Annotated in this window: 28 protein-coding genes; 21 read left to right on the forward strand and 7 right to left on the reverse strand. The window is 56.8% G+C overall.

Going from position 1 to position 26,363, the window contains the following annotated elements:
* The first annotated feature begins 20 nt into the window (after positions 1-20).
* Positions 21-275 carry a (Na+)-NQR maturation NqrM gene (gene nqrM, locus ADS46_RS01265; protein WP_066315197.1) on the forward strand — a complete coding sequence of 85 codons (255 nt, stop codon included), beginning with the start codon at positions 21-23 and terminating at the stop codon, positions 273-275.
* 61 nt (positions 276-336) lie between these two features.
* On the opposite strand, the gene ADS46_RS01270 is transcribed toward nqrM, so the two are convergent.
* The 5 genes from ADS46_RS01270 to leuS form a co-directional block, all read right to left on the reverse strand.
* Positions 337-1,296, reverse strand: coding sequence for a PA2778 family cysteine peptidase (locus tag ADS46_RS01270; RefSeq protein ID WP_234346740.1), 960 nt, complete (start codon positions 1,294-1,296; stop codon positions 337-339).
* Between the two features lie 18 nt (positions 1,297-1,314).
* Positions 1,315-1,710, reverse strand: a complete 396-nt coding sequence (locus tag ADS46_RS01275; protein ID WP_066315200.1) for a PA2779 family protein — start codon at positions 1,708-1,710, stop codon at positions 1,315-1,317.
* Between the two features lie 162 nt (positions 1,711-1,872).
* Positions 1,873-2,940, reverse strand: a complete 1,068-nt coding sequence (gene holA, locus ADS46_RS01280) for a DNA polymerase III subunit delta (protein WP_066315202.1) — start codon at positions 2,938-2,940, stop codon at positions 1,873-1,875.
* Positions 2,937-3,431: a twin-arginine translocation signal domain-containing protein gene (locus ADS46_RS01285; RefSeq protein ID WP_066315205.1), complete on the reverse strand. Its 495-nt coding sequence runs from the start codon at positions 3,429-3,431 to the stop codon at positions 2,937-2,939. The genes holA and ADS46_RS01285 overlap by 4 nt, the downstream gene beginning before the upstream one ends.
* Positions 3,428-6,013 carry a leucine--tRNA ligase gene (leuS, locus tag ADS46_RS01290; protein WP_066315207.1) on the reverse strand — a complete coding sequence of 862 codons (2,586 nt, stop codon included), beginning with the start codon at positions 6,011-6,013 and terminating at the stop codon, positions 3,428-3,430. The genes ADS46_RS01285 and leuS overlap by 4 nt, the downstream gene beginning before the upstream one ends.
* A gap of 161 nt (positions 6,014-6,174) precedes the next feature.
* Here leuS and ADS46_RS01295 point away from each other — a divergent pair, with 161 nt between their 5' ends.
* Positions 6,175-6,696 carry a zinc ribbon-containing protein gene (locus tag ADS46_RS01295; protein WP_066315209.1) on the forward strand — a complete coding sequence of 174 codons (522 nt, stop codon included), beginning with the start codon at positions 6,175-6,177 and terminating at the stop codon, positions 6,694-6,696.
* 7 nt (positions 6,697-6,703) lie between these two features.
* Here ADS46_RS01295 and ADS46_RS01300 read toward each other — a convergent pair whose 3' ends face one another.
* A complete protein-coding gene (locus ADS46_RS01300; protein ID WP_066315211.1) occupies positions 6,704-8,017 on the reverse strand; it encodes a hypothetical protein in 1,314 nt (437 codons plus the stop codon).
* Positions 8,018-8,868: 851 nt separating this feature from the next.
* Between ADS46_RS01300 and ADS46_RS01305 the strand changes: the two genes are divergently transcribed.
* The 12 genes from ADS46_RS01305 to ADS46_RS01360 all read left to right on the forward strand — a co-directional run bounded on the left by ADS46_RS01305 (position 8,869) and on the right by ADS46_RS01360 (position 17,077).
* Positions 8,869-9,699, forward strand: coding sequence for a hypothetical protein (locus ADS46_RS01305; RefSeq protein WP_066315214.1), 831 nt, complete (start codon positions 8,869-8,871; stop codon positions 9,697-9,699).
* Positions 9,700-9,789: 90 nt separating this feature from the next.
* Positions 9,790-10,503, forward strand: coding sequence for a hypothetical protein (locus ADS46_RS01310; protein WP_066315215.1), 714 nt, complete (start codon positions 9,790-9,792; stop codon positions 10,501-10,503).
* A 226-nt stretch (positions 10,504-10,729) separates the two neighbouring features.
* Entirely contained in the window at positions 10,730-11,761 is a 1,032-nt protein-coding gene (locus ADS46_RS01315) for a hypothetical protein (RefSeq protein ID WP_066315216.1), read from the forward strand.
* 82 nt (positions 11,762-11,843) lie between these two features.
* A complete protein-coding gene (locus ADS46_RS01320; RefSeq protein ID WP_066315217.1) occupies positions 11,844-12,410 on the forward strand; it encodes a hypothetical protein in 567 nt (188 codons plus the stop codon).
* A 118-nt stretch (positions 12,411-12,528) separates the two neighbouring features.
* Positions 12,529-12,771, forward strand: coding sequence for a type II toxin-antitoxin system Phd/YefM family antitoxin (locus tag ADS46_RS01325; RefSeq protein ID WP_066315220.1), 243 nt, complete (start codon positions 12,529-12,531; stop codon positions 12,769-12,771).
* A complete protein-coding gene (locus tag ADS46_RS01330; RefSeq protein ID WP_066315221.1) occupies positions 12,768-13,031 on the forward strand; it encodes a Txe/YoeB family addiction module toxin in 264 nt (87 codons plus the stop codon). Before ADS46_RS01325 ends, ADS46_RS01330 begins: the two co-directional genes overlap by 4 nt.
* 206 nt (positions 13,032-13,237) lie before the next feature.
* The gene (locus ADS46_RS01335) at positions 13,238-13,780 is read left to right on the forward strand and encodes a macro domain-containing protein (RefSeq protein WP_066315224.1); all 543 of its coding nucleotides are present in this window, start codon (positions 13,238-13,240) and stop codon (positions 13,778-13,780) included.
* Positions 13,781-13,856: 76 nt separating this feature from the next.
* The gene (locus ADS46_RS01340; protein WP_066315228.1) at positions 13,857-14,276 is read left to right on the forward strand and encodes a GFA family protein; all 420 of its coding nucleotides are present in this window, start codon (positions 13,857-13,859) and stop codon (positions 14,274-14,276) included.
* Between the two features lie 67 nt (positions 14,277-14,343).
* Positions 14,344-14,820 (forward strand): OsmC family protein, encoded by a 477-nt coding sequence (locus ADS46_RS01345; RefSeq protein ID WP_066315230.1) that lies wholly within the window; start codon positions 14,344-14,346, stop codon positions 14,818-14,820.
* A gap of 55 nt (positions 14,821-14,875) precedes the next feature.
* Positions 14,876-15,502 carry an HD domain-containing protein gene (locus tag ADS46_RS01350; RefSeq protein WP_066315234.1) on the forward strand — a complete coding sequence of 209 codons (627 nt, stop codon included), beginning with the start codon at positions 14,876-14,878 and terminating at the stop codon, positions 15,500-15,502.
* A gap of 202 nt (positions 15,503-15,704) precedes the next feature.
* Positions 15,705-16,499 carry a serine O-acetyltransferase gene (gene cysE / locus ADS46_RS01355; RefSeq protein WP_066315236.1) on the forward strand — a complete coding sequence of 265 codons (795 nt, stop codon included), beginning with the start codon at positions 15,705-15,707 and terminating at the stop codon, positions 16,497-16,499.
* A 77-nt stretch (positions 16,500-16,576) separates the two neighbouring features.
* Positions 16,577-17,077: a hypothetical protein gene (locus ADS46_RS01360; RefSeq protein ID WP_066315237.1), complete on the forward strand. Its 501-nt coding sequence runs from the start codon at positions 16,577-16,579 to the stop codon at positions 17,075-17,077.
* Between the two features lie 83 nt (positions 17,078-17,160).
* On the opposite strand, the gene ADS46_RS01365 is transcribed toward ADS46_RS01360, so the two are convergent.
* The gene (locus tag ADS46_RS01365; RefSeq protein WP_066315240.1) at positions 17,161-18,039 is read right to left on the reverse strand and encodes a LysR family transcriptional regulator; all 879 of its coding nucleotides are present in this window, start codon (positions 18,037-18,039) and stop codon (positions 17,161-17,163) included.
* A gap of 172 nt (positions 18,040-18,211) precedes the next feature.
* Here ADS46_RS01365 and leuC point away from each other — a divergent pair, with 172 nt between their 5' ends.
* The 7 genes from leuC (at position 18,212) to ADS46_RS01400 (ending at position 26,344) form a co-directional block, all read left to right on the forward strand.
* Positions 18,212-19,663 (forward strand): 3-isopropylmalate dehydratase large subunit, encoded by a 1,452-nt coding sequence (leuC, locus tag ADS46_RS01370; RefSeq protein ID WP_066315242.1) that lies wholly within the window; start codon positions 18,212-18,214, stop codon positions 19,661-19,663.
* A gap of 3 nt (positions 19,664-19,666) precedes the next feature.
* Positions 19,667-20,314 (forward strand): 3-isopropylmalate dehydratase small subunit, encoded by a 648-nt coding sequence (gene leuD / locus ADS46_RS01375; RefSeq protein WP_066315245.1) that lies wholly within the window; start codon positions 19,667-19,669, stop codon positions 20,312-20,314.
* Between the two features lie 32 nt (positions 20,315-20,346).
* The gene (gene leuB, locus ADS46_RS01380) at positions 20,347-21,426 is read left to right on the forward strand and encodes a 3-isopropylmalate dehydrogenase (protein ID WP_066315247.1); all 1,080 of its coding nucleotides are present in this window, start codon (positions 20,347-20,349) and stop codon (positions 21,424-21,426) included.
* Between the two features lie 81 nt (positions 21,427-21,507).
* Complete coding sequence (gene asd, locus ADS46_RS01385) at positions 21,508-22,620, forward strand: aspartate-semialdehyde dehydrogenase (protein ID WP_066315253.1); 1,113 nt, start codon at positions 21,508-21,510, stop codon at positions 22,618-22,620.
* A 225-nt stretch (positions 22,621-22,845) separates the two neighbouring features.
* Positions 22,846-24,786 carry a FimV/HubP family polar landmark protein gene (locus ADS46_RS01390; protein ID WP_066315256.1) on the forward strand — a complete coding sequence of 647 codons (1,941 nt, stop codon included), beginning with the start codon at positions 22,846-22,848 and terminating at the stop codon, positions 24,784-24,786.
* On the forward strand, positions 24,783-25,706 hold the full coding sequence (truA, locus tag ADS46_RS01395) for a tRNA pseudouridine(38-40) synthase TruA (RefSeq protein ID WP_066315258.1): 924 nt from the start codon (positions 24,783-24,785) through the stop codon (positions 25,704-25,706). The genes ADS46_RS01390 and truA overlap by 4 nt, the downstream gene beginning before the upstream one ends.
* Entirely contained in the window at positions 25,703-26,344 is a 642-nt protein-coding gene (locus ADS46_RS01400; protein ID WP_267886926.1) for a phosphoribosylanthranilate isomerase, read from the forward strand. The genes truA and ADS46_RS01400 overlap by 4 nt, the downstream gene beginning before the upstream one ends.
* Positions 26,345-26,363 lie beyond the last annotated feature (19 nt).

Genomic DNA, 26,363 nt, shown 5'->3' on the forward strand with positions numbered 1-26,363 from the left:
CATCGTGAGAGGAGGTAATTATGGCCATCTGGCTACTGGTTTTCGGATTCATGGCCCTTGTGATGACGGTCATGGCCGTGGGCGTCATCATGGGACGCAAGCCCATTGCGGGTTCCTGTGGCGGCTTGAATCAAATCGGCATGAAAGACGGCTGCGATATATGCGGCGGTAAAGACAAGGTGTGCGAGGAAGAGAACCGTAAACGCGGTAGCGCACGTCGCCGCAGCGACGAAAGCCGTGGCGCCGATCTCGGCTACAACGCTTCCCGCCGTTAATTCCCGTCAAACAAGATTGATGATTATCCAAGACGCCGTGGCTTTGCCACGGCGTTTTCAGTTATCTGTCCAGCTGATTTTCCAACACTTCCTGAGCACGCTCCTGCCAGCTGCCTTCGATGGCCGCCGCTTTGCTGAGGGCTTCTCTAGCCGCCTCCGGCTGGTCCCTCTGCAACTGGAGTAGCCCGATATTCAGCCACGCTGCGCCCATCTGCGGATCACGCTGAGCGGCTGCCTGGAAGGCGCTGAGCGCGTTGTCCGGCTGCTGGTTGGCGTAATAGGCATTCGCCAGGCCAAACTGACCAATCGCATTATTGGGGTAACGCTCCGTCATTGCCTGCCAGCTGCCCAGCGTGGCCTCAGGGCCATGCGCTTCCTCGTAGGCACTGATCGCATTGATCGCGTTGCGTGCGGTAATGCCCTCGGGCAGGGTGCCAGGCTTGGCCACCACAAATCCCCAGCGATCGGTTCTTGCCCAGGTGGCGTCAAAGCGGCTGAAGGACAGGGTATGCCGCTCGATTTCGCCACTGCGCAGTATCAGGGTATCGTCATCCAGGTCGTAGCCAATCGCCACCGCGTAATGCCACATGGGAAATGCCGCAAGTGACAGGTTCTGCATGACCAAGACCGGGTCACCGGCGGCCAGATGCCCCAACAGTTCGTCGAAGCTGCCGCGAATGGGATAGGCGATACGCTCATGACGACGCACGGTGGCCAGCATTTCCGGTTGGACACTGCCTTCGCGGCCAGGAATGAATACCTGGGGAATAAGCGTCTCGACGTCGGTATCGACTCCCTGATGGTTCAGGACCATGGCCAGCGCTGCCGGGCCGCACTGGTACTCGGTCTGGGCGTAAAAGGGGACGTCGCTGATCTCGCTGTGGCGGGGCAGGCGCTGCTCAGTGCTATCGCGCAGCTGCGGGGCGCTGGCGCATGCCGTGAGTAACAGTACCAAGACGAAAACGCCCGCGAGGCGGGCGTTTTGAAAACAGTAGATAGTGTTCATGTAGATAGCGTTCATGAAGAAAGGCTTCATGGATTAGCGCGTAAACGGATAAACATCGGTCAGGCCGAGAATGTCAGTGACCAATAGAATAATAAAGACCGCGAACAGAGCGCCAACGACACCGGCGCCAGCTGGCAGCTCTTCCAGCTGGTTGGCCATCTGCTGGGCTTCGGCATCGCTCAAAGCGGCAACACGCGCTTCCACCTCGTCCAGATCAACGCCTTGTTTGACCAGTTCGTCCTGGATGTCGGCGCGGTTAAGCAGCTGGTGGATCCGCTCGCGGTCTGCCTGGGCACTGTCATTGGCAAGCACGGACTGAGTGCTGACAAGGTCCGTTGTGGAGGAAGCCGGTGCCGCCGCAACGGGCAGGCTGGTAATGACCAGGGCAGCAATTAGCAGCGTCGAGAGATAGGCACGTACTTTATTCATCGTCTTGATCCTTAGACATGTTTGTAGGGATGGGCCAAGCACAAATGGCTTGAAACAAAAGTATAGGAAGAATTTAGCCTTTTTTTAAGCCGGGTACACGCTTTGGTACCGAGAATTCACGGTTGTTGCTTATTCGGTCAATAGTGCCTGAATGCAGTAGGCCTAAAAGCTGGTGGCAACGCGGTACGTCCAGGCGGATTCAGCCAGTAAGCCGCGTCCACCGGCCATGGTCATCGCCAGGTCGTGCAACCCTGGCCATAACGGCACCGGTGACGCCCCTTTAACGGCGAGATCCAGTCGTTGAGCCATCAACAGCAGCTTATGTAAACGCTTCATGGGTAGCCGCTGAGTGGCTTTTTGATAGGCCGGGCGGCGCTTGTCGAAAATCATCGGCTTTTGCGCTTTGCAGGCGTGCTCAAAGCTCTGTCCCTGGTCCATGTGTTGATGCAGTGACAGCAGCGTCCGCAGCTCGCGGGTTAGCGCCCAGAGGACGATAGGCGCTTCCACGCCCTCACTGCGCAACCCGGTGATAATCCGCGAGACACGGCTGGGCTCGCCTTTCAGACAGGCGTCGGCCAGGGTGAAAACATCAAAGCGGGTGCTGTCTTCCACGCCCTGGGCGATGCTTTCCGCGGTAAGCCGGGTGCCCTGGGGGTGGATGAGGGCCAGTTTCTGCATGGCCTGGTCAGCGGCCAGCAGGTTGCCTTCGGTGCGTTCGCCCAGCAGGCGAGCAGCGTCCAGATCGATCTGCAAGCCATGAAGCGAGGCACGGTCGCGCAGAAAGTAACCCAGCCGCGAGACATCAACCGGCCATACCGGGACAAACAGACCATGCTTATCGAGCGCCTTGAACCAGGCACTTTTTTGCTGTTTGGCATCCAGCTTGCCCATGCTGATCAACAGCAGGTCATCGTTATTGTCCAGGTGCTGGGCGTATTCGGCCAACGCCTTGCTACCTTCCTGCCCCAGCTTGTGCTGGCCCAAACGCAGTTCAAGCAGCTTGTTGGTGGCGAACAGCGACAGGTTGCTGGCCACCTCAAGCAGCCGCCCCCAGGCAAAGTTGGGCTCGACATCCAGGACTTCGCGCTCCTCGATACCCGCCTGGCGGGCAGCGGCTCTCACGGCATCGCAGGCATCGCGGTGCTGCAGGGGCTCATCGCCGGCCACAATCACGACCTTGGGCAGCGACTTGGCCAGGGCGGCGGGCAGTTGATCGGCAAAGACTTTCACGAGGCGTTATCAAGGGCGCTGAGACGTTCGATAATGCGCTGCGTCAATTCACGATTGAGGCTTTGCTCGGCTTCGCTGAACAGGTCCTCGCGGTTGAGCAGGTCATTATCATTGATGCGAATGCGGGTACTGGTCGACAGCGTCTCACCGTTGAGCAGGTAGGCGTTGTCTTCCCGGCGCTGAACAGACAGCGTTGTGCTGAGCGTCAGCTCGTGGTCCCGGCTACCGCGAACTTCGCCGCCCAGGCGTCGTTCGTCCAACCTGGGTGATCCCAGGGTCACGCGCCATTGGCCGCTATCACCCAGCCGGGTGCCTAGCTGTTCCAGGCGACTGGCAAGCTGGCGGCCCAGGTCGCTGTTGGTATCGCCTTCAAGGGCCAGCGGCGGCAGGCTGGGCATGGAACCCGCACCGCGCAGCCGAAAACCGCACGCGCTGAGGAGCACGGCCGCCGAGGCGGCCATGCTGGTGGCTAAAAAAGTCCGTCGATTCATCCGCTCACCACTATGTTGACCAGCTTGCCCGGCACCACGATGACTTTACGCACCGTCTTGTCTTCCAGGTGACGCTGGACGTTGTCGTTTTCCATTGCCAACTGCTCGATGGCGGCTTTGTCGGCGCTGGCCGGGGCTTCCATGCGGGCCCGCAATTTGCCGTTGACCTGGACCACAAGCTCGATGGTGTCGCGGGTGAGCGCTGCTTCGTCGACGGCAGGCCAGGGCGTTTCAATCGCCGGGGTCGTATGTCCCAACTGCTGCCACAGGCGATGGCACAGGTGCGGCGTGATCGGTGCCAGCAGCAATACGCAGGCTTCCAGTGCCTCACGGCTCACCGCAAGCCCCTGGGCCGAGTCGTCCTCGAAGCGGGCCAGAGCGTTGGAAAGCTCCATCACCGCGGCAATGGCGGTGTTGAAAGTCGTCCGGCGGCCAATGTCGTCGCTGGCTTTCTTGATGGTTTCATGGGTTTTGCGGCGCAGTGCTTTCTGGTCGTCATCCAGCGCGGCTACGTCCAACTTGCCCGGCGAACCGGCTTCAAGATGCTCGTGCACCTGACGCCACATGCGTTTCAGGAAGCGGTGGGCGCCTTCCACGCCGGAATCCGACCACTCCAGCGACTGCTCGGGGGGCGCGGCGAACATCATGAACAGGCGAACGGTGTCGGCGCCGAACTTGTCGATCATCGACTGCGGGTCAACGCCGTTGTTCTTCGACTTGGACATCTTCTCGATGCCGCCCATTTCCACCGGCTGGCCGTCGCTCATCAGCACCGCACTCAGCGGGCGGCCTTTCTCATCGCGCTTCACCTCGACATCGGCGGGGTTAAACCACTCCTTGCCGCCGTTCTCGGTGGTGCGGTAGTAGGTTTCGGCGATCACCATGCCCTGGGTCAGCAGCTGCTGGAAGGGCTCGTCGGAATCCACCAGGCCAAAGTCACGCATCAGCTTGTGGAAGAAGCGGGCGTAGAGCAGGTGCAGGATGGCGTGCTCGATCCCGCCGATGTAAAGGTCGACCGGCAGCCAGTAGTTGGCCCGCTCATCAAGCATGGCCTCGTGGTTATCCGCACAGCAGAAGCGCGCGAAATACCACGAAGACTCCATGAAGGTGTCGAAGGTGTCGGTCTCCCGGGTCCAGCCGTCGCCCAGGTCGGAAAACTCGGGCATCTTCTTGAGCGGTGACCCCGAGGCGTCGACGGTGACTTCCATCGGCAGCTCCACCGGCAACTGGTCATCGGTGAGCGGCACGGTCTGGCCTTCCGGGCCGTATTTGACCGGAATCGGCGCGCCCCAGTAACGCTGGCGGGCCACACCCCAATCGCGCAGGCGGTAGTTGGTCTTGACCTCGCCGCGGCCGATCTCGGCGAGTTTGGCCGCGATTGCATCAAAGCCGTCCTCAAAGCCCAGCCCGTTGAACTCGCCGGAATTGATCAGCGTGCCGTGTTCGGCATACGCGCCCTGGGACAGGTCGGGTGTGTTGCCGTTTTCATCGGCAATCACCGGCTTGATCTCGATGCCGTACTTGGTGGCGAACTCCCAGTCGCGCTGGTCGTGGGCAGGTACGGCCATGACGGCCCCGGTGCCGAACTCCATCAGCACGAAGTTGGCTACAAAGACGGGCACTTCGTTACCGGTAAGCGGATGAATGGCCTTGAAACCCGTGGGCAGGCCTTTTTTCTCCTTGGTGGCCATTTCGGCTTCCGAGGTGCCGCCGCGGGCGCACTCCTCGCGGAAGGCCTGCAGCTCGGCGTTGCCTTCAGCGGCCTGTTTGGCGAGCGGGTGGTCGGCGGCGACAGCCATATAGGTAACGCCGAACAGCGTGTCCGGGCGCGTGGTGTAGACCGAAAGCGGCTCACCGCTCGAGCCGTCGGGGGCCTTGATGTCGAAAGACAGCTCGACACCCTGGGACTTGCCGATCCAGTTGCGCTGCATGGTCTTGACCTGCTCGGGCCACTCGACGTTGTCGAGATCCGCCAGCAGCTCATCGGCGTAGTCGGTGATCTTCAAAAACCACAGCGGGATTTCCTTGCGCTCGACCAGCGCGCCGGAACGCCAGCCGCGGCCTTCAATGACCTGCTCATTGGCCAATACAGTCTGGTCGACCGGGTCCCAGTTGACCGTGGACATCTTCTTGTACACCAGGCCCTTTTCCACCAGCTTGGTGAAGAACCACTGCTCCCAGCGGTAATAACTGGTATCGCAGGTAGCGAATTCACGGCTCCAGTCGTAGGCAAAGCCAAGGGCTTTCAACTGGTTGCGCATGTAATCGATGTTCTGGTACGTCCACTTGGCGGGCGGCACCTGGTTTTGAATCGCGGCGTTTTCCGCCGGCATGCCGAACGCATCCCAACCCATGGGCTGCATGACATTCTTGCCCTGCATGCGCTGGAAGCGGGACACCACGTCGCCGATAGTGTAGTTACGCACGTGGCCCATGTGCAGCTTGCCGCTGGGGTAGGGGAACATCGAAAGGCAGTAAAACTTTTCGCGGTTCGCGTCCTCTACTGCTTTAAAGCATTGATGTTGATCCCAATATTGTTGGGCGTCGCGTTCAATTTCACGAGGGCTGTAGTGTGCGTCCATCGGTTTATTTAATGCCTTGGCGTATCGCCCAAGTTGGGCGCAAAGTGAATGTTAGATGACGACTGTCAGATTAGTGGCGTCGATTGTATCCTATGCAGGTGTATCCTTGAACGGCTAGGCCATGATAGGTCACACCGCGCGTCGACAAAAGGAGAGGGACCATGAGTGAACAACACAACGACCATCGCCTACGCGAAGGCTACGAGCGTTTGCTGGAACGGATGCAGGACGGCGCTGACGAGCTGACCTGGGAAAATTTGCAAAAGGACCTGGACGACGCCGTTGAGTTTGAAGCGGAGCTGGAAGAGTACACCAAGGACGAACTGGCCCTGCTGCGGGCCTGGGTGGAGCGTGACCTGAAAGACATGCGTCACTACATGTCGGATACCGGCAAGCAGGTGGCCAGCTGGTTGGGCATCGATATTGATCACCTTACCCGCCGCGTGGCGGAATCGCTGCTTTCGATTGCCGACCGCAGTATCGTCGACCGTGAGCGCTTCGACGATGACCTGGAAGCCGCCCGCGCCGATTACTGCGAAGGCGAGATGGCCGCTCCCGGCCTGATGGCCTGCGTGCACTGCGATGCCCAGGTGATGCTGGAAAATGTTGCGCGTCTGGAACCCTGCCACCAGTGCGGCCATCGCTACTTCTACCGTTTCCCCGGCAAAATCGTCGAAACCTGATACGCCGCTAGCCGACGATCAAACTGACGCCTGCGATCGCCCCCAGCGAGAGCAGGCTCAGGACAGCCGAGTACAGCAGGTTGTTGGTCATCATCCGGTAACCGCTCACCCCGTAGCGGCCCTGAAGGGACAGGTTGATGCCCGACAGTGGCCCCACGCTGGTGCCCACCGCCCACGAGCTCAACGCCACAAAGGCAAACAGCGTTTGCTCGCCGCCCTCCAGGTTGAGTATCGAGGCCAAAACCGACACGCCGATAATCGGGTGCAGCCCGGCCAGTGCGCTCAGCGAAATGGCGGCGAAGCTGATCATCGCCTGGGGCGTGCCAAAGTCGGCAAACAGGGTCCAGTCGCTACCCGCCGCCGCCGATACCAGGGTGGAAAGCCCCAGGGTCAATAACCCCGCCGCCAGGAACAGCGACACCTCGCCGCGCATGGCAGGCAAGCGGGTGAGCGTATGCTGGCGGACTCGCCGCAGTGTAAAACGCGGCCCCTCGCGCAGGTTGCTCAGCACCGCAACGGCTGGCAGCAGGAAGGTAATAATGCTGACAATGGTCAGCGACGGCGTCAGCCAGAAGTGAAACAACATCACCAGCGCCGCCATGCCCACGGGCATCAACAGGCTGCGCGGTGCCAGCGAATACCCATCCACCTCGCGTAAATCAAACCGCCGCCGCAACTCCAGCGTGGTAAAAAGCCCCGCCATCATCGCCAGGGGAAAGCCCGCCAGGGCAATGTGCGCGTACTCGACGTCGGGCACCAGCGAGATCACCAGACCCATCGAGGCGAAAAACGGCGACCACAGCGCGGCGCTGGAAAGCCCACGGTTCAGTGCCAATAACTGCGGCATCTTAAGCGGCCCGCGCCTCGCCAGCTTGTCGCCAACCATCAGCACGGTGGAAAGGTTCAAGATTGTGCCCAGGAAATGCACGCCCAACCAGGTACGCAGCACGCCACCCGCGCCGGTCACGCGACTCCCCGAGGCACCTTTGCTGCCTTGCTTGCCAATCAGCGTGATAAAACTCACGCCCACCAGCATGGCCACCACGAACACGTTACCCTGCAACATGGTAGGCCAATCGACCTCAGCCCCGTAAACAAACCGCGCCACCAACAGCATGCTCGCGCCCAGGCCAATCAACACCCCCGCCTGGATGCGCGAACGCCTGGGAATATCCCGCCACAGCAACAATACCGCCGCCCACAGCACATAGCTCACCGCCTGCGTGGTCGCCGCCCAGCCGCTAAACCCCATTATTTGCACTACCAAACCAAGCAAAATCAGCACGCCCGCCAAGCGCTGCCGAGAAGTCGTCTCTTGCATCTCAATCCCTTACTGGTTGAGTTAGCAGGCTAATCGGGTTTGCAACGGAAGGCCAGCCCTGAACCGACCGGCAAGGGCCGCAACACCCTGGGTGCGGTAAAAGCACCCACCAAAAAGCACAGAGCCCCACCGCGCCACGCAACCCCCTAAAAGCACCACACCCATGTAGGAGCTCGACTTGTCGGGCGATTGATAAGGCCACAACACCTAACGCATGCATGAATTCAAGAAAGGCACCCACCAAAATGCCTAGAAACTCACTGCGGCACGCACCCCCTACAAGCACCACACCAATGGAGCCAGACTAGCCGAGCGATGAAAAGGCCAAAACCCCGCCATGAACTTGAGGTGAGGAATGCCATAACAAAAAATTAGTGTCTGCTTTGCAATGCCAAAGGAAACTGAGTAACGTCGACGTTATAACGTCTGTGTAATCCAAAATAGGCGACAAAATTGGTGAGACGGTCGCAGGCGGAGCGCTTTAACGCATCCCAGTCGTACCGGAGCGGTAGCGTGCCTTCGTTTAGCGTAAATGTTTTTTCCGTTGCGTGGGCTGTAGCGCTTTACTCGCATAACAGCTTTCACACGATCCATTAATTTCGGGGATCTGCTTTGCATATCCATTTGGTGTCGATCTCTTGATAGTGGATATGCATACAGCATTATTGCGCTTGGCAAAACGCCCAAGCGTGCTAATTCTACAAATTTAGCCTTAATAATATTAATTTAATTGAAAATCATGTGGTTACACGCGAAAAGGTAGGCTACATTTGCTAAGTAAACATGCAGGCGCGTTTATGAAATCATAGGACGCGTTGTCTAATACCTGTTAAGGGTACCAGGAGATTTCTGTGATAGAGAAGGTAGGGCATATAAAGAATCCATTGACAGTAATTGCCATTTTCGCAGCGATAGCGGAGATTAGTGGAACGACGGTGCTACCCTTTATTGACAGCAAAAATCAAGAAACGTATATCTGGTTTTTAATTACATTTCCTGTTTTTCTGGTATCTTCTTTCTTCTTAACCTTGAACTTTAATCATAGGGTTCTATATGCTCCTTCAGACTATAAGTACGAAAGTAATTTTTTAAAGATGTTTGATAAAGCATCTCCTGAAGAGCAAGAGCAGAAATTGAGGGAAGAGGTAGCAGAGAGTTCAGAGGTCTGCGAAGAAGCTGTAGATAACACACCGAATGAATCTACCGAAACCTCCATCAATTCTCAGAACCTTTATAGAAAAAGTAATAAAAATCAGCAGCTTATGGCTAACGTGACTTTAGCTGAAAAACTTGCTGTTAATAGTTTGGCAAAAAAGCTGAATTTGCAATTTAAAACCGATGTAAAGGTTCAGATAAACAAACGCCAGATTTTCTTCGATGCTGTCTCTTATAACGGTGATGAGATTCACGCAGTTGAAGTAAAATTATTTAGAAGCCAGCTGGCTTCGTCCGCTCGATTTGATAAGATTTTGCTAGAAACTGAGAATTTTCAAAGATATTTTTCAGAAAATGGCTCAAAAAAATTGATTTTGCATTTGTATGCAGTGGTAGATAACCCTGAGATTGACAAGCACAAGCTAAAGGAACGGCTTGAGCGCTTTAATTCACGCTATGATGTAGATGCAAGGCTTGAAGTTGTTAGCTTGGATGATTTGCAGAATGAATGGCAATGCAACCCTTAACAAATGCGTCAACCGGATTGTTTTTCCGCTGTCGCTCCAAACCAACCCGTTACGCTGGCGGTTATGCACGGAAAGTATTGAGAAATGTATATGCAACCGATAGAAACGATATATGGTGGGTGTAGGTTCAGATCGCGTCTTGAAGCGAGGTGGGCAGTATTCTTTGACAAACTAGGAATACAATGGCAGTACGAGCCCGAAGGTTATAAGTTGAGTTCTGGTCAAAGTTATTTGCCTGACTTTTGGTTGCCACCCCTTGATTGCTGGTTTGAAGTAAAAGGCCCAGAACCAACTGAGCTCGATAGAAAAAAGGCACACGATCTAAGTGTCGATTCTAAAAAGCTGGTTGTACTTGCTAGTGGCCAGATCAAAACAAACACAACTGATTTCAAAAACTATGAATGGGAGTGGCCGTCAGATGGATTTCGTATGGAGCTTTTTGCAGGTCGAGCATGGGATATCTGGGTAACAAAAGCTTTTACACATGCTATGTGGAATTGGACGCTAGAAACGGATTTGCCACCGTTTATTTCAGAACAGTTTCCAAACAGAGAAATTCCATTAATTGACAATGAAAATCGTCGCCAAATACTCGTTGAGTTAGATGAGGCATATTACTTTAATAAATATGGGAAAAGGCATCCTCGATATGAATGGGGAAGATACGAAGATCAAGTCAACTGGGTCATTGGTAAAAATGGAGAAATAGGTTTTGCGCTTGAGCCAAACGATAGAAAAACTATAATTAGCGACGCTTACAGTGCTGCTAAGAAAGCAAGATTTGAGCACGGTGAAAGTGGTTAAAAGCATAACAAACGGCTCTACGCAGACGCCCAAACCTACGCTGCTTTTGTGGGTTTCGCTGCGCTACACTTTACCACAAAAGCCTCTCTAGTTTGGGCGCTGGTGAGCCGGGCGTTCTGCCGCCTAATTCAATGGGTGAACGTCGGAGTTAGCAACGGAGGTTTAAATGTCGCTGAACTAGTCAGATAATCTTGGCGTCAATTAAAAAACGGTATGGAGATTCGAATTGCTGTTCCAAACATATTACCGATTAGACCCTTGGAGCTTTGAGCCGCCGCTCAAGGATTTTGGGGCAATTCAATTTGATGATCCCAAGCAGATGTTTTCGCTGTTCCTGCGTTATAAGCGTGCATTTAATGAAGGCGAGAAATCGCAAGTTCTGGTACAAACAATTCATCGCAAGGATGACATTCCAGATTTGGTGCGCGAAGTGTTTGCCGGAGAGGCAGAGATTGATTGGAGTATTGGAAGCAAGAATCAGGACGGGTTCACAAACTTGCCGGGCGTCTATCGCGATTTCATAGTTGCGTTGCATAGGGATATGGACCGAATGGCGTCTGAGATATTCAACGTGGTTCGCTGGCGAATGGGAATTGTCGGTGGGCCATTGGGACTTCATAGTGAATGGTCATTCATGAGATGGCACGATGATACCGAGGGAGAGAAGGTCATCGACGAGCATGGTTTTTTAAACAGTCAAATGCTTGCCGGAGGATTTACACTGCATATGCCCAAAATGCAGGAGATCGATTTCGACAAAGAGTGTCGATTGAATGTTGAAAGCTTAATTGAGTTTCAATCGAGGCAACCCTTATATCACGATTTATTTCGTGAAGCATGGCAGAATCAAAGAGACAATCCCCGAAGTGCCGTTGTAATGGGTATTGCCGCAGCAGAGACTGGATTCAAGACGTCTTTAATGGACTTGAATCCTTCGGTGAGTTGGATTGTTGAGAACTTACAATCTCCGCCACTAGATCGCATGTTGCGTGACTACATGGCGCAGCTACCCGCAAGGAATCGGTTTAACGGTGAGGTCCGTCGCCCCCCTAAAAAGATCATTTCTACGATCAAGAAAGGCATAGAACTGCGGAACAAGCTAGTACATGGGCGTGAAAAGTCGTTAATAACCGAAGAGGTACGCCAAATTCTCGAAGCCGTTCGTGACTTGCTGTACATGCTTGACTACTACCGAGGGCATGATTGGGCTATCGAAAGAGTAAGCCCCGAAGTGGCTGCTAGTCTGAACGAGGAGTAGTGCTGGTTGACGACAGAACAAATGCATCCAGGCCGACGCGGCAGAGCCGCACGGCTGATGCCTAACGTTGGGGATCAAAACAATGAACCTATCTCGAGAAGAGGCCATGATCTATGCAGCGCTAATCGCTGCGGTTGTTTCTTTGATATCTGCTTTCTTGAGTTACGTATCGATCAAGTCACATGAAGTCACTAAGGCTAGCAGAAGTCTTTTAGAGAAAAACTTCAACCTTCTTGGGTCATTGATATACGAGTTAATGGCATACAGCACTGGGATGGTAAAAGCAAAATCAGATGATCAATTCGATGAGAAGCGAAAGGTGGCGAACGAAACTATCGTCGCAGTAGACAAGCTCAGGCGTAACGCCAGGTATTCCCTCTGGGGATTAGATAAAGGATTGCGCACCATTCAATGGATGCCAAACTATATCGCACACAACAAGAATGATCGAAAGAGTGATCGAGTTAAGAAAATCCTAAAACTTGGAAACGAGCTACGTGATGCGATAGATAAAGCACTTATGCAAGCGTACTTCACTAACGGACGCTCACGATTGCGCGATAGAATGCGAGTCAATTATAGAGCATGGAAACTTCGCAAATATTTCGATAACTCCAAGCCAAGTGACAATGAAGCCCAACAAAGATAATCCAGCCGACGCGCCAAAGGCGCGCGGTTGATTAGCGACGTTATGCAGAGCGTACGCTTTGGCGTACGTACACAAAAGCGTACACTTAGTGGAAAGTTGAACTCGTAAGAGGTGCGTCATGACCGGAATCACAGCAACTGAAGCGCGCAGCAACCTATATCGGTTGATTGACGAGACCGCCGAGTCCCACCAACCAATCGTCATTATGGGTAAGCGGAACAAAGCCGTCCTGGTTTCCGAGGAAGACTGGTCTGCCATTCAGGAAACACTTTACCTGCTCTCCGTACCGGGTATGCGTGAGTCTATTCGCGAGGGGATGGACACCCCCGTGAATGAATGCGATGAGGAGTTGGACTGGTGACATGGACGTTGTTTTACACCCAGCAAGCCCAGAAAGATGCAAAGAAACTGGCCTCCAGCGGCCTCCAACCAAATGCCCAGGAATTGTTGGCACTGATTTCAGAGGACCCTTACCGCAAGCCGCCTCCGTTCGAGACACTCATAGGGGATCTCGCGGGGGCCTATTTGCGCCGAATCAATATTCAGCATCGTCTGGTCTACCAAGTATTGGAAGAGGAACGGGTGGTGAAAGTTCTGAGGCTCTGGAGCCACTACGAATAATGCATAATCAGCCGGTGTTGCCCGATGCCAGAGAGAGCAACAATGCTGGCGCCGAGATTTATAAGATTCGCGAAGCCAGTGCGATCACTGAGGGCAATGCATGAACCAAAGCGCTTTTTCAGTCTACACTTTCAGTATTTGCCGCAGTCACCAAGGCTCAGCACCACTAGAGTCTGCCTGATACGTGACAACAGACGGAGGAGCCTATGAGCGACAACCGCATCAGTGTGCAGTGCGTGGTGGGCGATATTGCCCAACAGCCCGATGTTGATGCCGTGGTCAATGCGGCCAATGCGCAATTGAGAACCGGCGGCGGCGTCGCCGGGGCGCTTCATCGCGCTGCCGGGCCAGGCTTGGCGGAAGAGGGGCGGCCGATGGCGCCTATTTCCCCGGGCCAGGCGGTACTTACTGGCGGCCATGACCTGCCTAACCGGTGGGTGATTCATTGTCTGGGCCCGGTGTATGGCGTGGACAAGCCCGAGGATCAACTGCTGGCAGACTGCTACCGTAATGCGCTCAAACTGGCTGACGAGCACGGCATTGAGCGGTTGGCCTTTCCGGCGCTCTCCACTGGCGCCTTTGGCTACCCGGCGGAGCAGGCAGCACAAGTGTGTGCTACGACCCTTGAAGCCATACTGCCCACCTTGCACAAAGTGCGCCTGATCCGCTTTGTTTTATTCGATGAAGCGGCCCGGCAAACACTCCACGAAGCATTGGCCCAACGCTTAACCATCGACCCAGCGGACTAGCAACTGCGTTTATTCCTTCTTTGAGACGGCAGTGGGGGCATAAGAGTTGATGGAAGCACAACTGAAGGAGACAAAGATGGCATCTACCACACAGCGTCAGGGGGCCTGCCTGTGCGGTATGGTCAGCGTCACTGTTACCACCAACAACAAGCATGTCGGCGTTTGTCACTGCTCAATGTGTAGAAAGTGGGGTGGTGGCCCGATGTTTGCGGTTGAGTTTGCCGGTGATGTGGACTTCAAAGGTGCAGATAATATCTCCACCTTTAGTTCCTCAGAATGGGCCGAGCGTGGTTTCTGCCAACAGTGTGGCACTCATCTCTTCTATCGCTTAAAGCAGGATGGTCATTACGCGCTTCCCGTGGGTCTTCTTGATGACTCGGATGATTGGCAAATAACCGAGCAAATATTCATCGACCAAAAGCCGCGCTACTATTCGCTAGCAGAAAAAACCAAGCAGCTGACCGGCGAAGAAGTGTTCGCCCAGTATGGTGAATAATGGCCAATCGACTGGTGCGTCTCCGTTTAAGCGATGAGGCGGGTCATTTCTGAAGAGGGAAACATCAATGTCAGAAAAAGGTCGGCACGATTATGCCGCTACCGTTGTCTGGACGGGGAATTCAGGCGAAGGTACCAAACATTATCGCGCCTTCTCGCGTGACCACGAGATAACGTGCGCCAGTAAACCGACAATTTTCGGATCGGCAGATCCCGCCTTCCTGGGCGACTCGTCCCGTTATAATCCGGAAGAGCTATTGCTAAGCTCGCTCTCGGCATGCCATATGCTTTGGTATCTGCATCTGTGCGCCAACGCTGGCATTACGGTAACGGAGTACATAGACAACGCCACGGGTCTAATGATCGAGACGACCAATGGCAGTGGCTATTTCGAGAGCGTAACGCTGAAGCCACGCATCCGAATCGGGGCGGCTGACGACAGCGAGCTGGCGACAGCTCTGCACGATAAAGCGCATTCGTTCTGTTTTATTGCCAATTCCGTCAATTTTGACGTCGGATGTGACCCGGAAATTCTCACCGGGTAATAGACGTGCCTAACAAGTGCAGGCATTAACGGTACATGACGAATAAGGATGTGGCGTGGTAGAGCATTATGAACACCAGTTCATCAGCTTCATTAACGCTGAAATGGAGCAAGACTCGGCGCATGATTTGAATCATGTATTGAGAGTCGTTAAAACCGCTAAATCGTTATGTGCAATAGAAGGGGCGAAACTTGAAGTGGTTTTGCCGGCCGCTTATTTACATGATTGCTTTTCATTCCCCAAGAATCACCCCGACAGGGCGCGGAGTTCTTCTATCGCCGCCGAGAAGGCGTTGGATTTTCTGGCGGTCATCGATTATCCGTCTGAGTATCACAGTGACATAGGGCATGCGATCATCGCGCATAGTTTCAGTGCGAATGTATATCCTCAAACGATAGAAGCACAGATTGTACAAGACGCCGATAGGCTGGATGCGCTTGGGGCTATCGGGATTGCAAGGTGCCTTCAGGTGAGCACCTGTTTAGGGGTGGGGCTGTATGACCCGGAGGACCCGTTCTGTGATGTTCGTGCGCCAAATGACCGTGCTAATACGGTTGATCACTTCTATACAAAGCTACTGAAGATTGCTGAAACCATGAACACGAAATCTGCCAAGGAAGAGGCGGAAAAGAGAACCGCCTTTATGAAGCAGTATCTGGCTCAGTTAGGCGCTGAAATATAAAGGGAAGTACGTATTCGAAAGGCAAGGCATTCACGCCTGCTTTCAGAAGGTTGAGCCGTTCAAGACGGCCTCACCTAGCCATGCGAAGGAATACGTCTTTGATACATTGGGAAGAACTTGAAGGCTGGCCGACGCTACTGCCCTTGCCAGGCCATCGAGGATCCGAAATACGTCAGTTTTAGGCATCAGGAGGTTAAATCACGTGCAGATCGAAGACGCTACCTGGCAGACATTGCGTGAAGAGGTGCGCGCTCTGGCAGGGTCAGAGCCGATCCTGGCGAGCTACCTGCATGCGACGGTGATCAACCATTGCGAGCTGGAAGATTCGCTGTCTTATCTGCTTGCGGGCAAACTTTCCTCCCCTGATCTCCCGGCCATGAGCCTCCGGGAGGTGATCTCTCAAGCCTTCGCTGATTCCCCCGATATCAGGAAGGCGATCCGCAATGATCTGACGGCGGCCGCTGACCGTGACCCGGCTGCGCATGGCCTGGCGAATCCTTTTCTGAACCACAAGGGGTTTCACTCCTTGCAGGCGTATCGGGTATCCCACTGGTTCTGGACGAGAGGGCGACGGTCTCTGGCGCTCTATCTGCAGAGCAGGGTCTCTGAAGTGTTTGCTGTGGATATCAATCCTGCTGCCGTCTTGGGTGATGGCATATTCATCGACCATGGCAATGGCGTCGTCATCGGTGAGACAGCGGTGGTTGGCGACAACGTGTCCATGCTTCAAGGCGTAACATTAGGTGGCACGGGAAAAGAAGAAGGGGATCGGCACCCCAAGGTTGAGAGTGGCGTCCTGCTTTCGGCAGGTGTCAAAGTGCTTGGCAATATCCGCATAGGCGCTGGCTCCAAGGTTGGAGCAGGCAGCGTGGTGCTTCAGGATGTGCCGCGGCGTACAACGGTCGTCGGCGTCCCGGCACGAGTCGTCGGTAAGCCAGGCAACGAGCACCCGGCTATTTGCATGGATCAGCGCTGTGAACAGGCAGGTAATACCTGACCACTGCCGCCGAGAAGCGGCCACCTGCCAAGGCAGTTAGTCAGAATACCAACAACAAGACTCAAGGAGGATCACCAATGCGTTCGTTAATCACGGGCATCATGCTCTTGCTATTGTTGCCCAACCTTGCCTTTGCAGGGCAGCTTTGGGGGCCGACCAACGCCGGGATGACGGTAAAGGAGGTGTTGCACGCGGTGGATGGGGCCTACCGGGTAGAGGATGGTGGTCGCCTGGCCACCACGGCGGTAGAGGAAGTGCGCAAGGATGATGTGGCGCTCGCTGGTGAACTATTTACCCAGCAGTTTTACTTCATGGACGGCCAACTTACTCAGGTCACCTTCAAGCTGGATGACGCGCGAGATTTCGACACCAATCTGGGGCTGGTGGAGGCGCTGACGAAAGACCTGCGCGAGCAATATGGGGAAGAAACGGATGCCGAAACCACTAAGGCAGGTATCATGCGGAAAGCTACCGTGACCTGGGTCGAAGGTAGCCGCAAGATAAGAATTTTTCTGATGTCGATGGGGCAGGACAGTTCGTTGCTGAAGGTGAACTACCAGGCCTATTTTGGCGATTAGCCGTAAGCCGAGGGATTGCGCGCCAAATACCCCACCCTGGCACCCAAGTCTGGCATTGCCGCTTTGATGTGCCTTGTCGTCAATTATTCGCTTCTGCTTTCTTCCAGTGCCTCGATCATCATGTTAGCGGCGTTGGAGAGCGTGCGGTTGTTGTGCACCAGATAACCCAGCGGACGGTGGAGCGGGGCGGTGGCAACCTTGAGCTCCACCAGATCGTTGTCGATCATCTTTTCGGGTAGCAGGCTCCAGCCGAGCCCGACGCTGCACATCATCTTGAGGGTTTCCAGGTAGTTGGTCGCCATGCTCACCGGCAGCTCTAGCCCCGCTTGTTCAAACCGTTGGGCGATCAGCGAGCCGGTAAAGGTTCTGGCCCCCGGCATCACGCAGTTGTGTTGGCACAGGTCGGCCAGTGACAGCGCGCGTTTCTGGGCGGCGAGCGGGTGGTCGGTGGCGCAGACAAAGCACAGCCGGTCACGCCAAAGCTCCACGACATGCAGTTGCTCCACGGGGTGGGGCGCCAGGGTGACCACGCCCATTTCCAGCGAGCCATCGCGTACGCCCTGATAGGCAAATTCCGAATCAAGAAAGTGCAGGTCCAGCGCCACCGCCGGGTGGCGCTGGGTATACTGCTTTAATACCGGCGGCAAACGGTGCAGACCAATATGGTGGCTGGTCGCGAGCGTCAGCGGCCCGCCCACCTGGCCGGACAGGTTGGCGAGCGCCCGGCGGCTGTCTTCTACCGTGAACAGAATTTGCCTGGCCTGGGGAAGAAGCACGCTACCCGCCTCGGTTAACGCGATGCGTCGGCCAATGCGGTCAAATAGCCGTGCGTCTACCTGAGATTCCAGGGTGGCAATGCGTTTGCTCACCGCCGGTTGGGTCAGGTGAAGCTGTTCCGCCGCCCGGGAGAAACTTTGTGTGTCGGCTACGGCCAAAAAGGCTTGAAGGCTTTGGGTGTCCATCGCGTCGTGTATCCACTTGGCAAAGTGTCTTGTATTCCAGTTTGGAATCTAATCTATGAATAACATGAATTGCTTTTATCTTCGAGCCGCGTGACACTCCTACTACACGTTAAAAAAGCAGCGCCAAAAAGCTGCCGCTATGAACTAGCAGGGCCTAGCCCGGGAGAAGCACATGTCAGGTCAAACGCTTTACGACAAATTGTGGAATCAGCATCTGGTCAAGCAGCGCGATGACGGCACCGCGTTGATCTATATCGACCGCCATATGCTCCACGAAGTGACCTCGCCCCAGGCCTTTGAAGGACTGCGTTTGGCGAACCGCAAGCCATGGCGCCTGGATACCAACCTTGCGACCACTGACCATAACGTGCCGACCACCTTGATAGAGCGTTCTCAGGGTAACAGCGGTATCAAAGACCCGGTGTCGTTGATCCAGGTTCAAACCCTCGACGACAACTGCGTCGAATACGGCATCACCGAGTTCGGCATCAACGACCCGCGCCAGGGCATCGTGCACGTGGTCGGGCCGGAGCAGGGCGCAACCCTGCCAGGCATGACCGTCGTCTGCGGCGATTCTCACACCGCCACCCATGGTGCTTTTGGTGCGCTGGCCCACGGCATCGGCACCTCGGAAGTCGAGCACGTACTGGCGACCCAGTGCCTGCTGACCCAGAAGATGAAGAACATGCAGGTGCGGGTTGAAGGCGAGCTGGGCCTGGGCGTGACCGCGAAAGACGTGGTGCTGGCGATTATCGGCAAGATTGGCACGGCGGGCGGCACCGGCTATGCCATCGAGTTTGCCGGTAGCGCCATCGAGTCGCTGTCCATGGAAGGCCGCATGACCGTGTGCAACATGGCCATTGAGGCGGGCGCGCGGGTCGGCATGATTGCGGTGGACGACACCACGATTGACTACATCGGCAACCGTCCCTATTCGCCGACCGGCGAGCAGTGGGAAGCCGCCGTGGCAGACTGGCGCAACCTGGTTTCCGACCCGGATGCCGTCTTCGACAACGTGGTGACCCTTAATGCCGAAGACATCGAACCCCAGGTGAGCTGGGGCACCAGCCCTGAAATGGTCACCGGTATTTCCGGCCAGGTGCCCGACCCTAACGCCGCGCCGGATGAAACCGTGCAGCGCAGCCACACCCGTGCGCTTGAGTACATGGGCCTGCAGGCCAACCAGAAAATTACCGATATCAAGCTGGACAAGATTTTCATTGGTTCCTGCACCAATGCGCGTATTGAAGACCTGCGCGAAGCTGCCAAGGTGGCGAAGGGCAATAAAATCGCCGACTCCATCAAGCTTGCCATGGTGGTGCCCGGTTCCGGCTTGGTGAAGCGCCAGGCGGAAGAAGAAGGCCTGGACAAGATCTTCATCGACGCAGGCTTTGAATGGCGCGAGCCGGGCTGCTCCATGTGCCTGGCGATGAACGCCGACAAACTGGGCGCGGGCGAGCACTGTGCCTCGACCTCCAACCGCAACTTTGAAGGGCGCCAGGGCTACGGCGGTCGCACTCACCTGGTGAGCCCCGCCATGGCGGCAGCAGCGGCGATTGCTGGCCACTTTGTCGATGTGCGCAGCCTGCCCGCTAACGATGCAACCCACGCTCAGGAGGCCTAAGCCATGAAAAAGTTCGAACGTTTTGAAGGCGTCGTCGCGCCTCTTGATCGCGCCAACGTGGACACCGATCTGATCATCCCGAAGCAGTTTCTGAAGTCGATCAAGCGGACCGGCTTCGGGGTCAACCTGTTTGACGAGCTGCGCTATCTGGATGAAGGCGAGCCAGGGCAGGATTGCTCGCAGCGGCCGCTGAATCCCGATTTCGTGTTGAACAAGCCGCGTTACCAGGGGGCCGAAATACTGCTGACGCGGCGTAACTTCGGTTGCGGCAGCTCCCGCGAGCATGCGCCCTGGGCGCTGGAAGACTTTGGCTTCAAGGTGGTGGTGGCGCCCAGCTTCGCCGATATTTTCTATAATAACGCCTTCAAAAACGGCATTTTGCTCATCACGCTCGACGAAGACACGATCGATCGCCTGTTCGATGAAGTGGAAGCGAAAGAAGGCTACCGCATGGACGTGGACCTGGAGAATCAGCGCGTGATTACCCATCGCGGCGAAATTCTTGAGTTCGAGGTCGATGAGTTCCGCAAGCACTGCCTGCTGGAAGGCCTGGATGATATTGGCCTGACCTTGAAAGACGAAGACGCCATTCGACGCTTTGAGGAAAGCCATCGCCAGGCACGGCCTTGGTTGTTCCGCCAGCCTGCTTAAGTCACCGCTTGAATAAATGTTAAGGACGTTGCATGACACACAAGGTTTTATTACTGCCCGGTGACGGTATCGGCCCCGAAATTGCTGCCCAGGCAGCGCGCCTGCTGAAAGCCTGCCAGGACGCCGGGCTGGATATCGAGGTAGATGAAGCGCTGGTTGGCGGCGCCGCCTACGATGCCCACGGCGATCCATTGCCTGAGCAGACGCTGGATAAAGCCAAGGCCGCAAGCGCCATTCTGCTTGGGGCAGTGGGTGGTCCCAAGTGGGACAAGATTGAAGATCTATCCAAGCGGCCCGAAAAAGGCCTGCTGGGCCTGCGTAAAAACCTGGGGCTGTTCGGCAATCTTCGCCCGGCCATGCTCTACCCCCAGCTTGCCAGCGCCTCCAGCCTGAAACCTGAACTGGTGGCCGGGCTGGATATCATGATTGTCCGCGAGCTAACCGGCGGCATCTACTTCGGCCAGCCGCGCGGCATCGAAGAACGCAACGGCGAGCGGGTAGGCTTTAATACCTACGTATATTCCGAAAGCGAGATCGAGCGTATCGGTCGCGTGGCCTTTGAAATGGCCCAGAAGCGTGGCAAGAAGCTTTGCTCGGTGGATAAAGCCAACGTGCTGGAAGTGACGATCCTGTGGCGTGAGGTCATGGAGCGGCTGGCACCGGAATACCCGGACGTTGAGCTGTCGCACATGTACGTGGATAACGCCGCCATGCAGCTGGTGCGTGCGCCGAAGCAGTTTGACGTGGTGGTGACCGGCAACATGTTCGGGGACATTCTCTCCGACGCCGCCGCCATGCTCACGGGGTCCATCGGTATGTTGCCTTCTGCTTCGCTAAATGAAAGCGGGCAGGGCATGTACGAGCCCTGCCACGGCAGCGCACCGGATATCGCCGGTAAAAACATTGCCAACCCGCTGGCAATGATGCTCTCTGTGGCCATGATGCTGCGCTACTCGCTGGGTGAAAGCGCCATGGCCGAGCGTATCGAAGCCGCCGTGGGCAGCGTGCTGGATGACGGCCTGCGCACCGCGGATATCGCTTCCGAAGGCATGCAGACCATCGGTACCGACGCCATGGGCGATGCGGTGCTGGCGGCGTTTGCCAAGCAGTGAAACCCTCGGTTTTGCGCTTATAAAATCACCATGAAGAATCGTGTATAATGCAAGTACTCATTCTTTGCAGGAGGACTTCAGATGTTGAAAGTCGGTTTCGTGGGATGGCGCGGCATGGTCGGCTCGGTGCTGATGCAGCGCATGCAGGAAGATGGTGATTTCAACGGCATTGAGCCGGTGTTCTTCACCACTTCCCAGGTTGGCCAGCCCGGCCCCGACATCGGTGTGGACGTCCCTCCGCTGAAAGACGCCTTTGATATCGAGGCGCTCAAGGCGCTGGATGTGGTGGTCACCTGTCAGGGCGGCGACTATACCAAGCCGGTCTACAAGGACCTGCGCAGTGCAGGCTGGAAAGGCTACTGGATCGATGCCGCCAGTACGCTGCGCATGGAAGACGAAGCGACCATTGTGCTGGACCCGGTCAACCGCGGCGTGATCGACGCACAGCTGGCCAAGGGCGCCAAGACCTTCGTTGGCGGCAACTGCACCGTGAGCCTGATGCTGATGGGGCTGGGCGGTCTGTTTGAAGCCGATATGATCGAGTGGATGACGTCCATGACCTATCAGGCGGCGTCCGGCTCGGGTGCCAAGCACATGCGCGAGCTGCTCAACCAGATGGGCACGCTGCACGATAGCGTCGGCGAAGAACTGAAAGACACCTCCAGCGCGATTCTGGATATCGATCGCAAAGTGACGGCGGCCATGCGCAGCGGCAACTTCCCCACCGAGAACTTCGGTGCGCCCTTGGCCGGTAGCCTGTTGCCGTGGATCGACAGCAAGCTGGATAACGGCCAAAGCCGCGAAGAGTGGAAGGGCAGCGTTGAGACCAACAAGATTCTGGGTCTCGACAACAACCCGATCCCCATCGATGGCCTTTGCGTACGTATCGGTGCCATGCGGTCGCACAGCCAGGCGTTCACTATCAAGCTGAAGAAGGACGTGCCGCTGGACGAGATCGAAGACCGCATTGCCAAGCACAACGAGTGGGTCAAGCTGATTCCCAACGAGAAAGACGCCACCAACGAAGGCTTAACGCCTGCGGCGGCGACAGGTACGCTGCAAGTGCCGGTTGGCCGTCTGCGCAAGCTGCAAATGGGCGGTGAGTACCTCTCGGCATTCAGCGTTGGTGACCAGTTGTTGTGGGGCGCGGCTGAACCGCTCAAGCGGATGCTGATGATCCTGCGCGAGCAGTAAGTTTCCGCCGAGGCCAAAGACGCATCCTAAGCGGATGAAAAAGCCGCATCCCAAGCGGACAAAAACGGGGGGCGAATCAAACGCTTCCCGTTTTTTATGTGCGCGGATTTTGTCCTACAAAGACGGTACTGTGGTAAAAACGCTATTGTGGTAAAAAAGTATGAAAGCGCTGCACAATGAAGCGGCGGGTTATATAAAAAAGTTCAATTGGCAACAGGGGCATCCATGAAACAGCTAGGCGCGCTGGCCGTAGGGCTTTGGCTAAGCATGGTGGGGTCAATTGGCTGGGCGCTTGAGTTGGGACCTGCCCAGGTGCAGTCCCGGTTAGAGGCCCCATTGCAGGCCATACTGCCGCTTGTGGATGGCGATGGGTATTCGCCGTCAGCGATTGAGGTAAGCGTCGCCGGTGAGGGCGCCTTTGCCGACGCGGGCGTTGAGTGGACACCGATGGCGGGGCGCGTCCAGGCCGTTATTCAAGAGCGCCAGGGGCAGCCCGTGGTGGTGTTGACCAGTAACCAGCCCATTACCTCGCCTTGGCTGGACCTGCTGCTGACCGTGGAATCCCCCGATGGTCGGCAGTCCCAGGCCATCACCCTGTTGTTTGATCCTGCTGACTACGGTGCTGCCGATCGACCGGCGGCGTCAGTAGCGCCTCAATCTGCCGCCGAGAATCCTGCCGCCGAGAATGATGCCCCTGCCGTGCCGCAAAACCGTGAGGCCGCCCAGGGCGACGCGTACGTGCGCAGCGGCGATACGCTATGGAGCGTTGCGGCGCGTACCAAGCCCGAACAGGCCAGCGTCCAGCAGATGATGCTGGCACTGCTGGAAGCCAACCCCAGCGCCTTTCCCTCGGGCAATATCCACGAAATGCGCGCCGCCCAGCGGCTGACGTTGCCCGACGAGTCGCGGGTGATGGCGCGTTCGGCGGAGCAGGCTGCCGAGACCATCCGTGCAATGAACGCGGCCTGGCAGCGCCGCGACGAAAATGGCCCGGCGCCGGTGGCGATGCCCGAGGTCGATGCAGATAACGCCACGGCCACTGACGCCGGTCCAGCCGCAAGCGAGCCTGCGGAAGAGGTTCAGACAACCTCGCAGACACAGGCCTCCTCCTTCGAGGCGACTGCGCTCAGTGCGGCGCGAGTGCTAGCCAATGCGGCGACGAATGCAGCATCGCCGTCCGCCACGTCATCACCGGCGCCTTCCGCTGAAGCCGAGCCCAGTCCGCGGGTCCAGCAGGCGCTTGAGGATATGCGCGAGGAAATCACCACACTCCGCGAGGAGGTGGATCGGCTGAGTGAAACCGTGGCAGCGCAGCAAGCGGTGCCCGCGTCGCCGACGCCGACAGCTGAACCGCCGTCTTTCATGGAGCGCGTCAGCGACTATCAGTGGTGGCTGCTGTTGCTCGCGCTGGTGCTGCTGGTGGTATTGTGGGTGGTGATTCGCCGTCGTCGCCAGCAGTGGGAAACGCCGCCGACCATGTCGGCGGCGGGCGCAAAGGCTCCTCAACAGCCTGCACCATCGACCGCTGGCCAGCCCCGCGTGTCTCCCTCGGTAGCACCGGCCGCATCTTATGACGATGCACCAGCGGTGACGCCAGAAGCGATGGATCCACCCGCGGCAAGCGAGGCGGCGAGCCAGGCGCCACCCAAGCATACCGACGGGGAATATACCGAGGACGAGACGCCCTTTGATCGCTCGGCCATGGTCAATACCCAGGCGGCCGGGCTGGTCGAGTTGGGAGACGAGCGGCGGTTGGCGTTAAAGGCAACCTCTGGAGGGCATAAGCCGTCGTTATGGCTGGCGCCGCCTGCCGACCCTGAGGCTGTGGCGGCCATGCTTTCGTCAATGGCTGCCAGCAAGGTGGATGAGGCCCCGGCGTCTGAACCCAGCCAGGCGACAAGGGCCCCAGACGATGAGGGGGCATGGATTATCGATTATGAGCCGCCCACGCTTGCCTCGGAAAGCGCAACCCGGGAAGAAACACCCATGCAGCCCACCGTTGATTTTGACAGCAAGCCAGCGACGCCATCGACGGCGCCTGCGTCTGCCGCTGCCCGCGAGCAAGCCCCAGAGCAGGAGTGGGAAATCGAAGAGGTGGCATTTGCGCCCACTCCTCGCGATAATGGCGCGCCTTCCACCCCTGGCAATGTTGATAAGAGGCGATGACGCTGTTTTACCATTTTGATGAGACACAACCGTTAACCGGCCGCCTGGCGATGGGCATCGAATACGATGGCACACGCTTTTGTGGTTTTCAGCGACTCAAGCACGCCGCCTCGGTGCAGGCATCGGTGGAAGACGCGCTGAGTAAAGTGGCGGGTGCGCCGGTACAAATTCATGCCAGCGGGCGAACCGACTCAGGCGTGCATGCCACCCGTCAGATTATCCACCTGGACCCACCCGCCCAGCGCTCGGAAAAGGCCTGGGTATTTGGCGCGAACACCTACCTGCCGCGGGATGTGTCGGTTCGCTGGGTCAAGCCGGTATCCGATGATTTTCACTCGCGGCTGGGCGCGCTGGGGCGCCGTTACCGTTACCTGCTGTTGAACCAGATAAGCCGCCCGGTACTGGAACGGCACAATGTCACCTGGTGCCGCGATCCGCTGGATGCCGACGCCATGCATAGAACCGCACAGGCGCTGGTGGGGGAGCATGATTTCTCGACGTTCCGCGCAGCGGGCTGTCAGTCGAAAACGCCGTGGCGACAAATGCACTTTATCGATGTCAAACGGTTTGGCCCGCTGGTCATGATCGATATCCAGGGCAATGCCTTCCTGCACCACATGATCCGCAACATTGCCGGTGCCCTGGCAAGCGTGGGTCGCGGTGCCCAGGATGAGGACTATATCGAACGGCTGCTGGCGCTCAAGAACCGCAAGATGGGCGATGTCACCGCGCCGGCCTGTGGACTGCACTTTGTCGACTCGATCTACGACGAGCGGTTTGCGTTGCCCAAAGAGCCGCTGGGGCCAAACCTGCTGGCCTTTTCCGGCGAATGGACCGGCGAGCGCGAACTCCCCGAGACCCCGCGCGTGGCGGCACGGCGAAAGCTGACCTTTGCCAAGAAGCCCCAGGAGACACCGTGACACATACTGAGTCCATGCAACGCACACGCATCAAGTTCTGTGGCTTTACCCGCCAGGCCGACATCGACACGGCGGTGGCGCTAGGCGTGGATGCCCTGGGCTTTGTGATGTGGCCCAAGAGTTCGCGCAGCGTGGGTGTTGAGCAGTTGGCATGGCTGGCGGCGAAGGTCCCGGCCTTTGTCAGCCGTGTGGGGCTATTTGTCGACCCGTCTGCCGAGTGGGTCGAGGCATGTCTGCCGCACCTGGACCTGCTGCAATTCCATGGTGATGAAACGCCCGAATTCTGTGCCAGCTTTGACCGCCCCTGGATCAAGGCGCTGCGCATGCACGACACCATCGATCTAGCCTTTGAGGCAGAGCGGTATGCCCGGTCGCAAGCCTTGTTGCTTGACGCTTATCGCCCAGGCACGCCCGGCGGTACCGGTGAGTCGTTTGATTGGTCGAGAATCCCCGCAACGCTGGCAAAACCTGTTATTCTCGCAGGGGGATTGACGCCGGAAAATGTCTCGCAGGCCGTCCACCAGGTGAGGCCCTATGCGGTGGATGTTTCCGGCGGGATCGAGGCCTCGCGCGGCTGTAAAGATGCTTCCAGGATGGCGTCTTTTGTCCGCCAAGTGGCGTTGGCCGACGCCCGTTAAGTTCCTGGGTCCGCCCGGC

It is taken from the genome of Halomonas sp. G11, from assembly GCF_001663515.1.
Lineage (GTDB): Bacteria > Pseudomonadota > Gammaproteobacteria > Pseudomonadales > Halomonadaceae > Vreelandella.

Excerpts from the sequence above, each read along its gene's own strand:
- nqrM (WP_066315197.1), top strand. The coding sequence starts at position 21 with ATGGCCATCTGGCTACTGGTTTTCGGATTCATGGCCCTTGTGATGACG.
- ADS46_RS01270 (WP_234346740.1), bottom strand. The coding sequence starts at position 1,296 with ATGAACGCTATCTACATGAACACTATCTACTGTTTTCAAAACGCCCGC.
- ADS46_RS01275 (WP_066315200.1), bottom strand. The coding sequence starts at position 1,710 with ATGAATAAAGTACGTGCCTATCTCTCGACGCTGCTAATTGCTGCCCTG.
- ADS46_RS01285 (WP_066315205.1), bottom strand. The coding sequence starts at position 3,431 with ATGAATCGACGGACTTTTTTAGCCACCAGCATGGCCGCCTCGGCGGCC.
- leuS (WP_066315207.1), bottom strand. The coding sequence starts at position 6,013 with ATGGACGCACACTACAGCCCTCGTGAAATTGAACGCGACGCCCAACAA.
- ADS46_RS01295 (WP_066315209.1), top strand. The coding sequence starts at position 6,175 with ATGAGTGAACAACACAACGACCATCGCCTACGCGAAGGCTACGAGCGT.
- ADS46_RS01300 (WP_066315211.1), bottom strand. The coding sequence starts at position 8,017 with ATGCAAGAGACGACTTCTCGGCAGCGCTTGGCGGGCGTGCTGATTTTG.
- ADS46_RS01310 (WP_066315215.1), top strand. The coding sequence starts at position 9,790 with ATGCAACCGATAGAAACGATATATGGTGGGTGTAGGTTCAGATCGCGT.
- ADS46_RS01320 (WP_066315217.1), top strand. The coding sequence starts at position 11,844 with ATGAACCTATCTCGAGAAGAGGCCATGATCTATGCAGCGCTAATCGCT.
- ADS46_RS01325 (WP_066315220.1), top strand. The coding sequence starts at position 12,529 with ATGACCGGAATCACAGCAACTGAAGCGCGCAGCAACCTATATCGGTTG.
- ADS46_RS01335 (WP_066315224.1), top strand. The coding sequence starts at position 13,238 with ATGAGCGACAACCGCATCAGTGTGCAGTGCGTGGTGGGCGATATTGCC.
- ADS46_RS01340 (WP_066315228.1), top strand. The coding sequence starts at position 13,857 with ATGGCATCTACCACACAGCGTCAGGGGGCCTGCCTGTGCGGTATGGTC.
- ADS46_RS01345 (WP_066315230.1), top strand. The coding sequence starts at position 14,344 with ATGTCAGAAAAAGGTCGGCACGATTATGCCGCTACCGTTGTCTGGACG.
- ADS46_RS01360 (WP_066315237.1), top strand. The coding sequence starts at position 16,577 with ATGCGTTCGTTAATCACGGGCATCATGCTCTTGCTATTGTTGCCCAAC.
- ADS46_RS01365 (WP_066315240.1), bottom strand. The coding sequence starts at position 18,039 with ATGGACACCCAAAGCCTTCAAGCCTTTTTGGCCGTAGCCGACACACAA.
- leuC (WP_066315242.1), top strand. The coding sequence starts at position 18,212 with ATGTCAGGTCAAACGCTTTACGACAAATTGTGGAATCAGCATCTGGTC.
- leuD (WP_066315245.1), top strand. The coding sequence starts at position 19,667 with ATGAAAAAGTTCGAACGTTTTGAAGGCGTCGTCGCGCCTCTTGATCGC.
- leuB (WP_066315247.1), top strand. The coding sequence starts at position 20,347 with ATGACACACAAGGTTTTATTACTGCCCGGTGACGGTATCGGCCCCGAA.
- asd (WP_066315253.1), top strand. The coding sequence starts at position 21,508 with ATGTTGAAAGTCGGTTTCGTGGGATGGCGCGGCATGGTCGGCTCGGTG.
- ADS46_RS01390 (WP_066315256.1), top strand. The coding sequence starts at position 22,846 with ATGAAACAGCTAGGCGCGCTGGCCGTAGGGCTTTGGCTAAGCATGGTG.
- truA (WP_066315258.1), top strand. The coding sequence starts at position 24,783 with ATGACGCTGTTTTACCATTTTGATGAGACACAACCGTTAACCGGCCGC.